Raw genomic sequence first — 12,625 nt, forward strand, 5'->3', positions numbered from 1 at the left:
CGGAGAGATCAAGTGAGTTTGAAGGAACTGATCGACAGCGCTGCTGAGCTGTCGACCGATGAGATCGTCACCGTTGCTCACTCGCGGGACATCGTGCTGCCTGGCAAGGCGGGAGTGATGGCGCTGATCACGCTGGACAACGGGCACGACCACACCAAACCGAACACGTTCGGGCCGAAGGGTCTCGGCTCGCTGAACACGGCACTGGACGCCGCGCTGGCCCGCGACGAGATCGTTGCCATCGGCATCACCGGCAAGCCGTTCATCCTGGCCGCGGGCGCGGACCTGACCGGCGTACCGAAACTGACCGATCGGGAGCAGGCGCTGGCGCTCGGCAAGATCGGGCACGGCGTACTGCGGAAGCTGGTGGACGGCGGCAAGCCGTCGTTCGCGTTCGTGAACGGGGTGGCGCTCGGCGGCGGACTGGAGGTCGCGCTGCATGCTTCCTACCGGACCGTCTCGGTTGCCGCGGGCATGCTGTCGACGCCGGAGGTCTTCCTCGGACTGATCCCGGGCTGGGGCGGCAACTTCCTGCTGCCGAACCTGATCGGCGCCGGCAACGCCGTGAAGGTCGTGGTCGAGAACGCCCTGAACCAGAACAAGATGCTCAGCGGACCGGACGCGGTGCAGCTCGGCATCGGCGACGTACTGCTCGACTCGGCCGACTTCCTGGAGCAGTCGTTGCTCTGGGCATCGAAGGTACTGACCGGCGCGGTCGTGGTCGAGCGCCCTGAGATCGATCGCGGCGAGGCGTGGGACGCGGCCGTCGCGCGGGGTAAGGCGTTCGCCGATCTGAAGGTGAGTGGCGCGGCACCGGCCCCGTACCGGGCGCTGGAACTGATCGCGGCGGCGAAGGACAACGACCGGGACCGCGGGTTCGCGGCCGAGGACGACGCGCTCGCCGACCTGATCATGAGCGAGGAACTGCGCAGCGGCCTGTACGCGTTCGACCTGGTGAACAAGCGGGCCAAGCGGCCGGCCGGTGCGCCGGACAAGTCGCTGGCGCGGCCCGTGACGAAGGTCGGCGTAGTCGGTGCCGGACTGATGGCCGGGCAGTTGGCGCTGCTGTTCGCGCGGCGGCTCGAGGTACCGGTCGTACTGACGGATCTTGATCAGGAGCGGGTCGACCGCGGGGTCGGGTACGTGCACGGTGAAATCGACAAGCTGCTCGGCAAGGGCCGGCTGCGCCCGGACAAGGCGAACCAGCTGAAGGCACTCGTGACCGGGTCGGTCGACAAGGGCGCGTTCGCGGACGCCGACTTCGTGATCGAGGCGGTGTTCGAGGAACTGCAGCTGAAGAAGACGATCTTCGCCGATCTGGAGAAGATCATCCGGCCGGACGCCGTCCTGGCGACCAACACGTCGTCGTTGTCGGTGACCGAGATGGCCGCGGACCTGGAGCACCCGGAGCGGGTCGTCGGGTTCCACTTCTTCAATCCGGTCGCGGTGCTGCCGTTGCTGGAGATCATCCGCGCGGACCGTACGGACGACGCGACGCTGGCGACCGCCTTCGCGGTCGGAAAGACGCTGAAGAAGTCGTGCGTACTGGTGAAGGACGCGCCGGCGTTCGTGGTGAACCGGCTGCTGACGCGCTTCCTCGGTGAGGTCAGCGCGGCGGTGGACGAAGGTACGCCGATCCCGGCTGCCGACAAGGCCCTGTCGGCGCTCGGTCTCCCGATGCCGCCGTTCGTACTCCTCCAGCTGGTCGGCCTTCCGGTCGCGCTGCACGTCGCGGAAACCATGAACCGCGCGTACCCCGACCGTTTCGCGGTCTCCCCGAACCTGGCGAAGGTAGTTGCCGCAGGCAAGACTTCCTTCTACCTCTGGCCCGACGGCAAGCCGGTCGTCGACCCCGAGGTCGAGGCGCTGGTAACGGTCGGCGACACCCCCTCCACCCCCGAGGACCTCCGTACCCGGGTGCTCACCGCCCTGGCCGAGGAAATCCACATCATGCTCGCGGAAGGCGTCGTCGCCGAACCCCAGGACATCGACCTCTGCCTGCTCCTCGGCGCCGGCTGGCCCTTCCACCTGGGCGGCATCACCCCGTACCTGGACCGCACCGGCCTGGCCGAGAAGACCAACGGCACCCGCTTCCTCCCCAAGGGCGTAGCCACCCTCCCCTAATACCGCTGGGGGGCGGTGCAGAGCCGGAAGCCCGCTCCGTCCCCCAGCACTCAACCCTTGAAAGACTTGGTGGCTTTCACCAGTTGGGCTGGGGTGAGGCCGACCGTTTTCAGAGCGGGGTCGCCTTTTTGGGACATTGCCGTGTAGAGGGCGGCGAGTTTCTTTTCGCCCAGGTGGTCGGCCAGGTATTCGACGATCCACCAGCTGGTGCCGTACGCGAGGTTCGGGTCGGACTGGAAGGTGGCGTTGGTGGGGAGGGACTTGAGGCCGGGGAGGTACGAGGTGCGGACGCGTTTGCGGTACGGGTCGACGGACCAGTGCGGGTCGTCCTCGATCGAGCGGCAGCGAACGTATTCGGCCAGGCCTTCGACCATCCAGATCGGGGCGGCCTGACCCAAGGTCGCGGTCGCGACGTGAGTCATTTCGTGGACCAGCAGGTCCTTGTCGAGTTTCTTGCGCAGGGCGGGATTGACGACGATCCGGCTGCCGATCGGGCGGCCGGCGGGCTTTCCGACCTGTTCGCCGTCATAGAGCGTCACCGCCTTTGCCGCGATCGTCCAGCCTTCGCCCGTACCGGTCGTCCACAAGGTCGAAAGCACCTGTACGTCAGGCATCGCAACGACCAGAACAGCGCCGTTCCACGGGCGTTTCCAGTGTTTCTGTACGGACTTCACGGCCCGCTGCGCCACCTGCGCGACCTTCGTACCGAGCGCCGCTTCGCGTTTGTCCACGACAACGACGACCGTGCCACGCCGTACCACCGCGACCGGTTCGAAATCCCACGGCTGCCGATGCCCGTCGCGGCTCAGGTAGTCGTCGGTCGACGTGTCGTCAACCAGCACCCACGCGCCACGCCGTTGCACGAACGTGTACCCGAGATCGGTCTGCACCGGCCGGGGGTCAAGCCCTTTCAGCTGGTACCGCATCATCACCCGCGTCGAGTACGTCGTCGGACCGTACTTCCCGACCAGCCCCGGCACCGGGCCCAAGGCATCCGCGGTGGCGTACTTCAACGACGCGAATCCGAACGTCCGGAGATTCACGAACAACAACCGCTGCCGCGCGACGAGTGCGGTCTGCTTCGCGTCGACAGGAGCCAGAAACCCGTTCAGGTCACCCTTCAGAACCGCCACGGCCCGGCGCGCAAGTACAGCGTCGATCCCCCGCGTACGCGCCGCCTCTTGATCCGCGGGCCCTTCCACGGCCGCGGCAGTGCTGCCGGGTGGCGCGTCACCATGCCGTACCCGGACAGCGACAACAGAGGCCGACGCGGTGAGTGCCAGCGCGGCGACGCCCGCGAGCAGGCGTTTCGGGTGCTTCATTGGTGATCCCCTCGAATGGTCGGCTGATCCTAGCGCCGGCCGGCCATTCGAGGGGTTCGGCCTCAGGCCTTCTGTACCTCGCCGGTCTTCTCTTCCAGACCGACCCGGCTCTTCTTGTAGCCGTACAGGAAGTAGATCCCGAAGCCGAGCGCCATCCAGATCAGGAACCGGATCCAGGTCTCCACCGACAGGTTCACCATCAGGTACACGCAGATCAGCGCCGCGACGATCGGGATCACCGGGTTCCACGGCACCGTGAACGAGCGCTTGATGTCCGGCCGGCTCTTGCGCAGCAACGGAACCGCGATCGACACCAGCGTGAACGCCGCGAGCGTGCCGATGTTCACCATTTCCTCAAGCTTGCCGATCGGCGTCACGCCGGCCACGATCGCCACCACGATGCCGATCCCGATCGTCAGGCGGTACGGCGTACCCCACTTCGGGTGCGTCTTGCCGAGCTGCCGCGGCAGCAGGTGGTCGCGGCTCATCGCGAACACGACCCGCGCCGCACCGATCATCAATGTCAGTACGACAGTGGTCAGACCGGCGACCGCGCCGGCCGAGATCAACGTCGCGAACCCGCCCTTGCCGACCGACTTGAACGCTTCCGCGAGCGCCGCCTTCGGATCGATCTCGTTGTACTTCACCATGCCCGTGATCACGATGCAGACCAGGACGTACAGCACCGTGCAGATGACGAGCGAACCGATGATGCCGCGCGGCAGGTCACGCTGCGGGTTCTTGGCCTCTTCCGCGGTCGTCGCGACCACGTCGAACCCGATGAACGCGAAGAACACCAGCGCGGCGCCGGACACCAGACCCGCGACACCGAAGGTGGACGGCGTGAACCCGAGTACGGCCTGGATCAGCGGCGTGGTCAGCTCCACCTTGCCGCCCGGGGACGGAACACTCGCCGGGATGAACGGCGACAGGTTCGAGCCCTTCACGTAGAACAGGCCGGCGACGATCACGAACAGCACCACGAACAGCTTGATACCGACCAGCACCAGGTTGACCCGCAGCGACTCCTTGATGCCGACCGTCGCCAGGATGGTCAGGGCGATCACCAGCAGCATCGCGAGAACGTTCACGCTGCTGCCGGGCCCGATCGACGACGGCCAACTGATGCCGATCTGGTCCAGGAACAGCGCGGCGTACTCCGACCAGCCCTGAGCCACCACGCTCGAGCCGAGCATCAGCTCCAGCAGCAGGTCCCAGCCGATGATCCAGGCGAAGATCTCGCCGAGGGAGAAGTACGAGAACGTGTACGCCGACCCGGACACCGGGACCGTCGACGAGAACTCGGCGTAGCACAACGCGGCCAGACCACAGCAGATCGCGGCCAGGACGAACGACACCGCGATCCCGGGACCAGCGTACTGAGCGGCTGCCTTACCGGTCAGCGTGAAGATACCGGCACCGATGATGACGCCGATGCCGAACACCGTGAGATCGATCGCGGTGAGGCGCTTCTTCAGCTGGTATTCCGGCTCGTCGGTGTCCGCGATCGACTGCTCGATCGTCTTCTTCCGGACAAGACTCACTTTCGCCTCCTCAACTCTGCCCTGATCGAGGGCATGGACGGAACCAGGAGGAAGACTGCACTCTCTGACAGTCCGAGGTCAATCCACCACTCAGCGTTGAGGCCGGTATGTTGCGAGTGCGTTCCAAAGTCCCGCTTCACTCAGGCCGGTGCGGCTCTGCAGGATACGATCGCGGGCAGCTTGGTCCGTACCGTTACGTGCCAGGTCCTCGTACAGTTCCTCGATCCGGCCGAGACCAAACCGTTGTACCAGGTAGCGCACGGCGATCCAGCTGACCCCGTAGACGTCGGCCGAGTTCTGGTAGAAGCCGGCGTCGGTCGGCAGCGCGGTCAGCTGCGGCAGCGCGTCGTCGATCACCTCTTGCTCCCACTTGCCGACGCCGGCCGGTCCGCTGAGTGCCTCGATCCCCCGCCAGGACACGTATTCCGCCGCGCCTTCGGCCAGCCACAGCGGTTCGTACCCGCCGAGGTCCGCGGTGGCGACATGGGTGATCTCGTGGGAGAGAAGTATCTCGTCGACCCGGTCCCGCTCGTTCGGGTTGACCACAATGTAGCCGCCGGCAACAGTTCCGTCGGCGGTGTCCTGACCGGGGAGCGAGGAGAACGTCGATCCGGTACTGGCCGCCGACTCGATGTCCTCATCGGCGAACCGCGCGTCCCGGACGTCGGTGTCGTCGAGTGCGATCACGAACACCGACCCGGCCCACTTCCGCGGCCAGTACGCGGCCACTTCGGCAATGCCTTCCTTCGCTGCCGCGACGATCGCCCGGCCGCGCTTGGTGTCGCCCTTCTCGACCACGACCAGCACCCGCGGCCCGCGCTGCACCTCGATCCGGCCCAGGTCCCACGCCTCGCGATGCGCGCCCGGGCCGAGGTCGGTGTCGAGCTCGTTGTCGGCCGTCAGCAGCCAGTGCCCGTCCCGGGCGACGAACGTGTACCCGAGCTCGGTCGTCACCGGCACGTGATCGACCTTCGGAATCTGGTACCGCATCAAGATCCGGACCAGGTACGTCGTACGCCCGTGGGCCTTCATGATGGCCGGGTTGAACCGCTCCTCGGCCTGGCTGTACCCGAGCTCGGTGAAGCCGATCTCCATCAGGTTCGCGAACAGGATCTTCTGCGCGGCGCGGAGCTTCGCGTTCGCCGGGTCCACGTCGGCCAGGAACATCGCCTCGTCGCCGGTCAGCACGGCCTGCGCGCGCCGGATCAGGATCGTGTCGATGGCAACCCGGCGGGCGGCGATCGCGGTGGCCAGGCGGGACGGCTTCGAAGTGGTCGACGGGGCCGGCGTGGGCGTCGCGGTGGCCGTCCGGGCGCGCGCGTCCTGCTGCCGGTCTTCAACGGTGTAAACCACTCCGCCCGAGACCAGCGCGACCGCCAGCAGCAGCCCCAGCCAGCGGCGGGGTCCGTGCGTGGGCGCGGATCTGGGCGTGTTAATGCTCACTTCGGGTCGTTCCCTCCGAGTACCCGATGGTCGCAGCCGGGCCACCCTACTCGACCGCCGCGCGTTCAGGCTGCCGCGGCAGCCTGCAGCGCGCGGAAAAGTCCGGCTTCGGTCAGGCCGAGATGCTCGGTCATGATCCGGTCCCGTTGCTGCTGCGTCGTGCCGAGCGCGGCCAGCTCGCGGTACAGGGTGCCGACCTCCGTACCCCCGAACCGGCTGAAGAGGTAGTCGAGCGCCAGCCAGGACAGCGGGTACGAGCTGTCGGCCTGGTCGAAGAACGTCGCGTCCGCGGGCAGGCTCTTCGCCTTGGCCAGGTACTTGGTCCGGACATCCAGCTTGTACTGGGCCAGGGCCAGCGGTTTCGCGCCGTCCATCGGCAGGAACTCGATGTACGTCGCGGCGCCCTCGACCAGCCAGCGCGGCGCGTACGGCCCGTACGGCGCGGTCGCCACATGGGTGAACTCGTGCGCCATCGTCCGCGCGTCGACCTTGTCCCGGTTGCGCGGGTTCACCACCACGTACGAGTCGGCGCGCTCCCCCGCGCCGGTCACTTCACCGGGCAGCGTGCGGTACACGAACGTCGCCATCGCCAGCGCGTCCTCGGCGTTCTTCGGCTGACTGTAGTCGGCGCCACGGACAATCTTGCTGTCCAGCGCGATCACGACGCCGGAACCATTCCAGCCGCCCGGCCAGCTCTTCGACACGGCCTTCACCGCGCTGACCGACATCGTCACCAGCCGGTCCGCGAGTGCCTCCTGCCCCTTGTCCACGACTACCAGGACGCGGGGCGCGCGCTTCACCAGTACGAGACCCTCGTCCCACGCCTCCTGATGCGACCCGCGCGGGAGACGCTTGTCGAGATCGGAGTCGGAGACCAGCATCCAGGTGCCGTTCGGCCGCTGGGTAAAGGTGTAGCCGAGCATGGCGCGTACGGGCACCAGGTCGATACCGCTGATCTGGTACGTCATCGCGACCGCCACCAAGTAGGTCGACGGGCCGTACTTCTGGGTGATGCCGTCGTCGTACTGCTGGCCGAGCTGCTGGTACGCGAGCTTGGCGAAACCGAACAGGCGAAGGTTCGTGTACAGGGTCTGCTGACGGCTGACGAGATCGGCGTCACCGGGATCGACGTCGGCCAGGAACTCCTTCACGTTGCCGCTCAGCACAGCCTGGGCACGCCGTTTCAGCACCTGGTCCACGGCGGCCGCGCGGGCAGCCAGGTCGACACTTGGCGTACCCGCCGCGGCATTCGCCGTACCGTCCGAGTGGTCGGTGGAGTGATGCAGCGCGAGCCCGCCGGCGACCGCGGCCGCCACCAGGACCAGCGAAATCAGCACCGGCCAGACCCGCGACCGGCGCCGCGCGGACGCATGCCTGCTGTGCCGACCTGCCTCCGCCACGACTCCCGTCCAGTACCGGGCTAGGCGTTACTCTGGCTCTGGTGGCCGCTGGCCGACTCGTTCAGCGCGTCGCCGTGCTGTTGTGTCATCAGTTCGGTGATCTCGCGGGCCAGCTCCTGACCGGTCAGACCGATCTGCTGCAGCACTGCAGCGCGCTTGGCGTGATCGAGGAACTGCTGCGGGATGCCGAAGTCGCGCACCGGCGTCTGAACACCGGCGTCGCGAAGCGCCTGCGCGATCATCGAACCGCACCCGCCGGCGCGGCCGTTGTCCTCGATCGTGACCAGCAGCTTGAACTTCCCGGCCAGCTCGACCAGCGCCGGATCGACCGGCTTCACCCAGCGCGGGTCGACCACGGTGACGCCGAAACCGTGCTGCTCGAGGCGCTGCCCGACATCCATCGCGGTCGCCGCCATCGCGCCGATCCCGACCAGCAGTACATCGTTACCGGAGCGCTTCAGTACATCGGCCGCACCGACGCGGTCGATCGCGTCGATGTCCGGGAACACCTCGCCCTTCGCGTACCGCAGCGCGGTCGGTCCATCCATCTCGACGGCCTCGGCGAGCAGCTCCTCGACCCGCTTGCCGTCCCGCGGCGCGGCCAGCCGGAGACCGGGCACGGTCTGCAGGATCGACATGTCCCACATGCCGTTGTGGCTCGGACCGTCGTCACCGGTAACACCGGCCCGGTCGAGTACGAAGGTGACGCCGCACTTGTGCAGCGCGACATCCAGCAGCAGTTGGTCGAACGCGCGGTTCATGAACGTGGCGTACAGGCAGACGACCGGGTGCAGACCACCGATCGCCAGGCCGGCCGCGCTCGTGACCGCGTGCTGCTCGGCGATACCGACATCGAAAGTCCGGTCCGGGAACTCCTTCGAGAACGCGTGCAGGCCGGTCGGGTGCAGCATCGCCGCGGTGATCGCGACCACGTCCTGCCGGCGGTGGCCGATCCGGACCAGCTCGTCGGAGAACACGTCGGTCCAGCCGCGCGGCTTGTTCGCCGGGCGGATCTGGTGGAAGTTGTCCTCCTCGTCCTGCTCGGCCGCGAGGTACCCGAAGCCCTTCTTCGTCACCGCGTGCACGATCACCGGGCCGCCGAAGGACTTCGCCTTCCGCAGCGCGTCCTCCATCGCCACCCGGTCGTGCCCGGCGACCGGGCCGATGTACTTCAGGCCGAGATCCTCGAACATGCCCTGCGGGGCGAGCATGTCCTTCAGGCCCTTCTTCACCCCGTGCAGCACCTCGTACATCGGCGGTCCGACATACGGCGTACGCGCCATGTTCTTCTTGATCAGGTCGAGGACCTTCTCGTACCGCGGGTTGGTGCGCAGGCTGGTCAGGTGCGTCGCCAGGCCGCCGACGGTGTCGCTGTACGACCGGCCGTTGTCGTTGACGATGATGACCAGCTTCAGGTCCTTCGCGGCGGCGATGTTGTTCAGCGCCTCCCAGGCCATCCCGCCGGTCAGACCGCCGTCGCCGATCAGCGCGACCACATGCCGGTCCTCGCCACGCAGCCGGTACGCCTTGGCCAGCCCGTCCGCGTACGACAGCGCGGTCGAGGCGTGGCTGTTCTCGATCACGTCGTGCTCGGACTCGGCCTGGTTCGGGTAGCCGGACAGGCCGCCCTCCTGACGCAACGTGCTGAACTCCGGCGCCCGGCCGGTGACCAGCTTGTGTACGTACGCCTGGTGGCCGACGTCGTAGAGCAACCGGTCCCGGGGCGAGTCGAACACGCGGTGCATCGCCAGCGTGATCTCCACCATGCCGAGGTTCGGACCCAGGTGACCGCCGGTCCGGGACACGGTCTCGACCAGCACATCCCGGATCTCCGCCGCAAGATCGGTGAGCTGCTCATCAGTCAGCTTCTTCAGGTCCGCCGGACCTTCTACCGCCTCCAGCACGCGCATCGAGCTCCTCCCGCCGGGTCGTCCTCGAATGCTTGAGTCTATGCACGGCCCGCCCGGATCCCGAACTCGGCCACGGCACGCTGTGGATAACTTGGTGTCTCACTGGTCAGGACGCGCGCCGCGACCGGCCGGTTCGGGGCCGGCCGCCTCTTTCACTTAGGGTAACCGCATGGAGATGGTGACGACGCTGTTCCGCAAGTACGACGGACAGCCGCACCGCCTGGTCGAAGCGATCCGGCTCGGCGAGGACGAACACGGCCTCTGGGTAGGCTCCCTCCCCGGCACCCGCGGCCAGCGCGCCGACGGCAGCTGGACCACCATCGACCACCACCGGGTACGCCTGTTCCCACACGGCCAGTGGTGGAGCGCCCTGTTCAACGACACCCCCCACCAGACCGCCATCTACTGCGACATCACCATGCCCGCCGAATTCGGCGTCGACACGGTCACCGCCGTAGACCTGGACCTGGACATCCGCCTCCTGCGCGACGGCACCGTACACGTCATGGACGAAGACGAATTCAGGGAACACCAGCTCCGCTACAACTACCCACCCCAAATAGTCGCCACCGCCCGCGCAGTCTGCGACCACCTGGCCACCACAATCACCACCACAGAACCCTTCACCACCGCCTACAAGCCCTACCTAGCCCAAATCCACACCCTCAGCACCTGAACGGCCCGCGATCGGCCCTCGCCGGCTAGGAGCCCCCCTGAACCGGCAAGGACCGACCAATGACGACCCGTGGCCGACACCTCACCCATGCTCCGCCACCCCCGTCACCCGGTCCACACCCATCCGCGAAGTTGCACGAACCTGCAGTCACGCACCCGTGACGGGATAGGTTGGCAGCCATGCGGGATGTTCGGGTGGTTTATCGGAAGTTTGACGAGAAGCTGCACTGGCATCAGTGGATGCGGTATTTGGGGGAGGATGGGTACGGGGTTTGGCTGGGGGCGCCGGGTGGGGCGGTTTCGCAGCGGGGGGATGAGCCGGAGGTTACGCAGGAGCAGGCTCATGTGCAGTTGTTTCCGCGGGGGAAGTGGTTCACGGCGATCTTCAACGACGAGCCGCGGTACACCGAGATTTACGTGGATGTCACCACGCCGGTGGAGTTTTCGGATGATGTGGTGACGATGATCGACCTCGACCTGGACGTGATCAAGCGCCGGGACGGGACGGTGTTCATCGACGACGAGGACGAGTTCGCGGAGCATCAGGTGAAGTACGGGTATCCGGCCGAGGTGATCGTCACCGCGCGGCAGACCTGTGACTGGCTGGTGGGCGCGGTGTCGACGGAAGAGCCGTTCCTGTCGGTTTACAAGACCTATCTCGACAAGGTTCGCTGAGGCCGGGGTGCTACCGAGCCAGGTGTACGCGCAGCGTGCCGTTTTTGAGCATCAGCATTCCGGGGAGTGGGCCGCGTTGGCCGGCGTACATGTCTGCTACCGGGGCGACCGTGAGGTAAGGTTCTGTCCGGCTGGTACGTCGACCGCGATCGCGGGCAGTTCGATGGTCCGGCGTACTCCGCGTGCGGTGTGCTTTTCCCGTAATGGCATTGTGTTGTTCTGAACGACTTTTGCGGTCAGTGCTGTTTTCCCGACGCTGAGTGCGAAGTAGGCCGCCGACCGCGGGATCACCGTGTACACGTCGGCGGTCACCGTCGGCGTACCGGCGATCGTCAACGGGCCTTTCGCGATCGGAAGGTTGACGGGCAGGCCGACCCCGGTCGGTACGACGATCTTGCCCAGTGGATAGCGCTTGTTCGCGGTCAGACTGTGTTGCGTCAGGCAACGACCATTGGCGGTCGACAAGTGGTACGTGCCGAACCCACTCAACCCGGTCGCCTGGTGCAGCAGTTGCAAGCGCATGAACCGGATCGACAAGGCGGAGAAGTTCGGCGAACCGAGCGCGATCGAACAGGGATCACCGGCCGCCGCATACCCCGGCGGTACGACGGCCGGCAGCGTGTGCCCGCCGTTGTACCCGACGAGGATCGACTTCGCCCGGGCTCGCGCGGTGAGCGCACGATCGAAGTTCGCGAGCCCCTGGTTCAGGTTGAACAGATTGTCCGGGATCCCCTGCCCAAGCAGTACGGGTATGTCCAGCCGGCGCCCCTGCTGCACCTGCCAAGCGGGCCCGTTGTGGGCGAAGAACGCGGTCAGGTCGCGGCCCGCCTGCCCGCTCGGCCACGCGCCCGTCGCGATCAGCGCGACGAACGCCTTCGACACCGCGGGCGGCAGGTGCGTACCGCCGCCCGCGAACAGGATCGACAGCCACATCGTCCGGGCGGCCTCCTGCGGCGCGAGGCTCTGCTTGAGGTCCCACCAGGTGATCTCCGGCGCGAGCGCGTCGAACCGGGTCCGGCCGGAGTCGCGCAGCTCGGTGAAAGCGCCCGCGAACTGGTACCCGCCGCCGTACGAGCCGCCGATCGCCCCGATCAGCGGATCACCCGGTCGTTGCTTCGTCACCCAGTCCAGTCCGGCGACCAGATCGACCAGCTTGACCACGTCGCGGCCCTCGTAATCCGGGTTCATCACGTGCGCGACGCCCGTACTCTCGCCGAAACTGCGCTGGTCGAAGCTCAGCACCCCGAACCCAGCATCCAGCCAGTCCTTGAACGCGGCCGGGTCCTTGGTCCGGCTCCCGCCCCACCCGTGGCTGTGGAAGATCAGGGGTACGGTGTGCCGCGCCGACGCCCCGGCTGGCTCGAACAGGGTGTAGCAGATCCGCACCGGCGTACTCGACCCAGGCTCCGGCACCGAGTCGACGCAACCGTTGGTGGCCGTACTGGTCGCGGCGGCCGGAACAACCGGGGTCACCAGCAACGCCACCACACCGAGCAGAGCAAGCACGCGACGCCGCATCAGTCACTCCCAGT

9 protein-coding genes are annotated in these 12,625 nt (G+C 67.0%); 3 read left to right on the forward strand and 6 right to left on the reverse strand.

The annotated features are described in order from the left end of the window. The first annotated feature begins 12 nt into the window (after positions 1 to 12). Positions 13 to 2,124, forward strand: coding sequence for a 3-hydroxyacyl-CoA dehydrogenase NAD-binding domain-containing protein (locus HDA44_RS10185; RefSeq protein ID WP_184833237.1), 2,112 nt, complete (start codon positions 13 to 15; stop codon positions 2,122 to 2,124). A 50-nt stretch (positions 2,125 to 2,174) separates the two neighbouring features. On the opposite strand, the gene HDA44_RS10190 is transcribed toward HDA44_RS10185, so the two are convergent. The 5 genes from HDA44_RS10190 to dxs form a co-directional block, all read right to left on the reverse strand. Next, a complete protein-coding gene (locus HDA44_RS10190) occupies positions 2,175 to 3,446 on the reverse strand; it encodes a basic secretory protein-like protein (RefSeq protein ID WP_184833239.1) in 1,272 nt (423 codons plus the stop codon). A 62-nt stretch (positions 3,447 to 3,508) separates the two neighbouring features. Continuing rightward, positions 3,509 to 4,990 (reverse strand): amino acid permease, encoded by a 1,482-nt coding sequence (locus tag HDA44_RS10195; protein ID WP_184833241.1) that lies wholly within the window; start codon positions 4,988 to 4,990, stop codon positions 3,509 to 3,511. A gap of 90 nt (positions 4,991 to 5,080) precedes the next feature. Then, a complete protein-coding gene (locus HDA44_RS10200; protein WP_184833243.1) occupies positions 5,081 to 6,433 on the reverse strand; it encodes a gluzincin family metallopeptidase in 1,353 nt (450 codons plus the stop codon). 65 nt (positions 6,434 to 6,498) lie between these two features. Continuing rightward, positions 6,499 to 7,833: a hypothetical protein gene (locus HDA44_RS10205; RefSeq protein WP_337905808.1), complete on the reverse strand. Its 1,335-nt coding sequence runs from the start codon at positions 7,831 to 7,833 to the stop codon at positions 6,499 to 6,501. 20 nt (positions 7,834 to 7,853) lie between these two features. Next, entirely contained in the window at positions 7,854 to 9,743 is a 1,890-nt protein-coding gene (gene dxs / locus HDA44_RS10210) for a 1-deoxy-D-xylulose-5-phosphate synthase (RefSeq protein ID WP_184833246.1), read from the reverse strand. A gap of 169 nt (positions 9,744 to 9,912) precedes the next feature. On the opposite strand from dxs, the gene HDA44_RS10215 reads away from it, so the two are divergent. Both HDA44_RS10215 and HDA44_RS10220 read left to right on the forward strand, forming a co-directional pair. Further along, positions 9,913 to 10,419 carry a ribonuclease FAU-1 family protein gene (locus tag HDA44_RS10215; RefSeq protein WP_238352403.1) on the forward strand — a complete coding sequence of 169 codons (507 nt, stop codon included), beginning with the start codon at positions 9,913 to 9,915 and terminating at the stop codon, positions 10,417 to 10,419. A gap of 239 nt (positions 10,420 to 10,658) precedes the next feature. Continuing rightward, positions 10,659 to 11,093 carry a DUF402 domain-containing protein gene (locus tag HDA44_RS10220; protein WP_475584084.1) on the forward strand — a complete coding sequence of 145 codons (435 nt, stop codon included), beginning with the start codon at positions 10,659 to 10,661 and terminating at the stop codon, positions 11,091 to 11,093. Positions 11,094 to 11,189: 96 nt separating this feature from the next. Here HDA44_RS10220 and HDA44_RS10225 read toward each other — a convergent pair whose 3' ends face one another. Then, positions 11,190 to 12,611 (reverse strand): CocE/NonD family hydrolase, encoded by a 1,422-nt coding sequence (locus tag HDA44_RS10225; RefSeq protein WP_238352404.1) that lies wholly within the window; start codon positions 12,609 to 12,611, stop codon positions 11,190 to 11,192. Between the last annotated feature and the right edge of the window lie 14 nt (positions 12,612 to 12,625).

The sequence above is a fragment of the Kribbella solani genome (assembly GCF_014205295.1).
Lineage (GTDB): Bacteria > Actinomycetota > Actinomycetes > Propionibacteriales > Kribbellaceae > Kribbella > Kribbella solani.

Excerpts from the sequence above, each read along its gene's own strand:
- HDA44_RS10225 (WP_238352404.1), bottom strand. The coding sequence starts at position 12,611 with ATGCGGCGTCGCGTGCTTGCTCTGCTCGGTGTGGTGGCGTTGCTGGTG.
- HDA44_RS10190 (WP_184833239.1), bottom strand. The coding sequence starts at position 3,446 with ATGAAGCACCCGAAACGCCTGCTCGCGGGCGTCGCCGCGCTGGCACTC.
- HDA44_RS10215 (WP_238352403.1), top strand. The coding sequence starts at position 9,913 with ATGGAGATGGTGACGACGCTGTTCCGCAAGTACGACGGACAGCCGCAC.
- dxs (WP_184833246.1), bottom strand. The coding sequence starts at position 9,743 with ATGCGCGTGCTGGAGGCGGTAGAAGGTCCGGCGGACCTGAAGAAGCTG.
- HDA44_RS10220 (WP_475584084.1), top strand. The coding sequence starts at position 10,659 with ATGCGGTATTTGGGGGAGGATGGGTACGGGGTTTGGCTGGGGGCGCCG.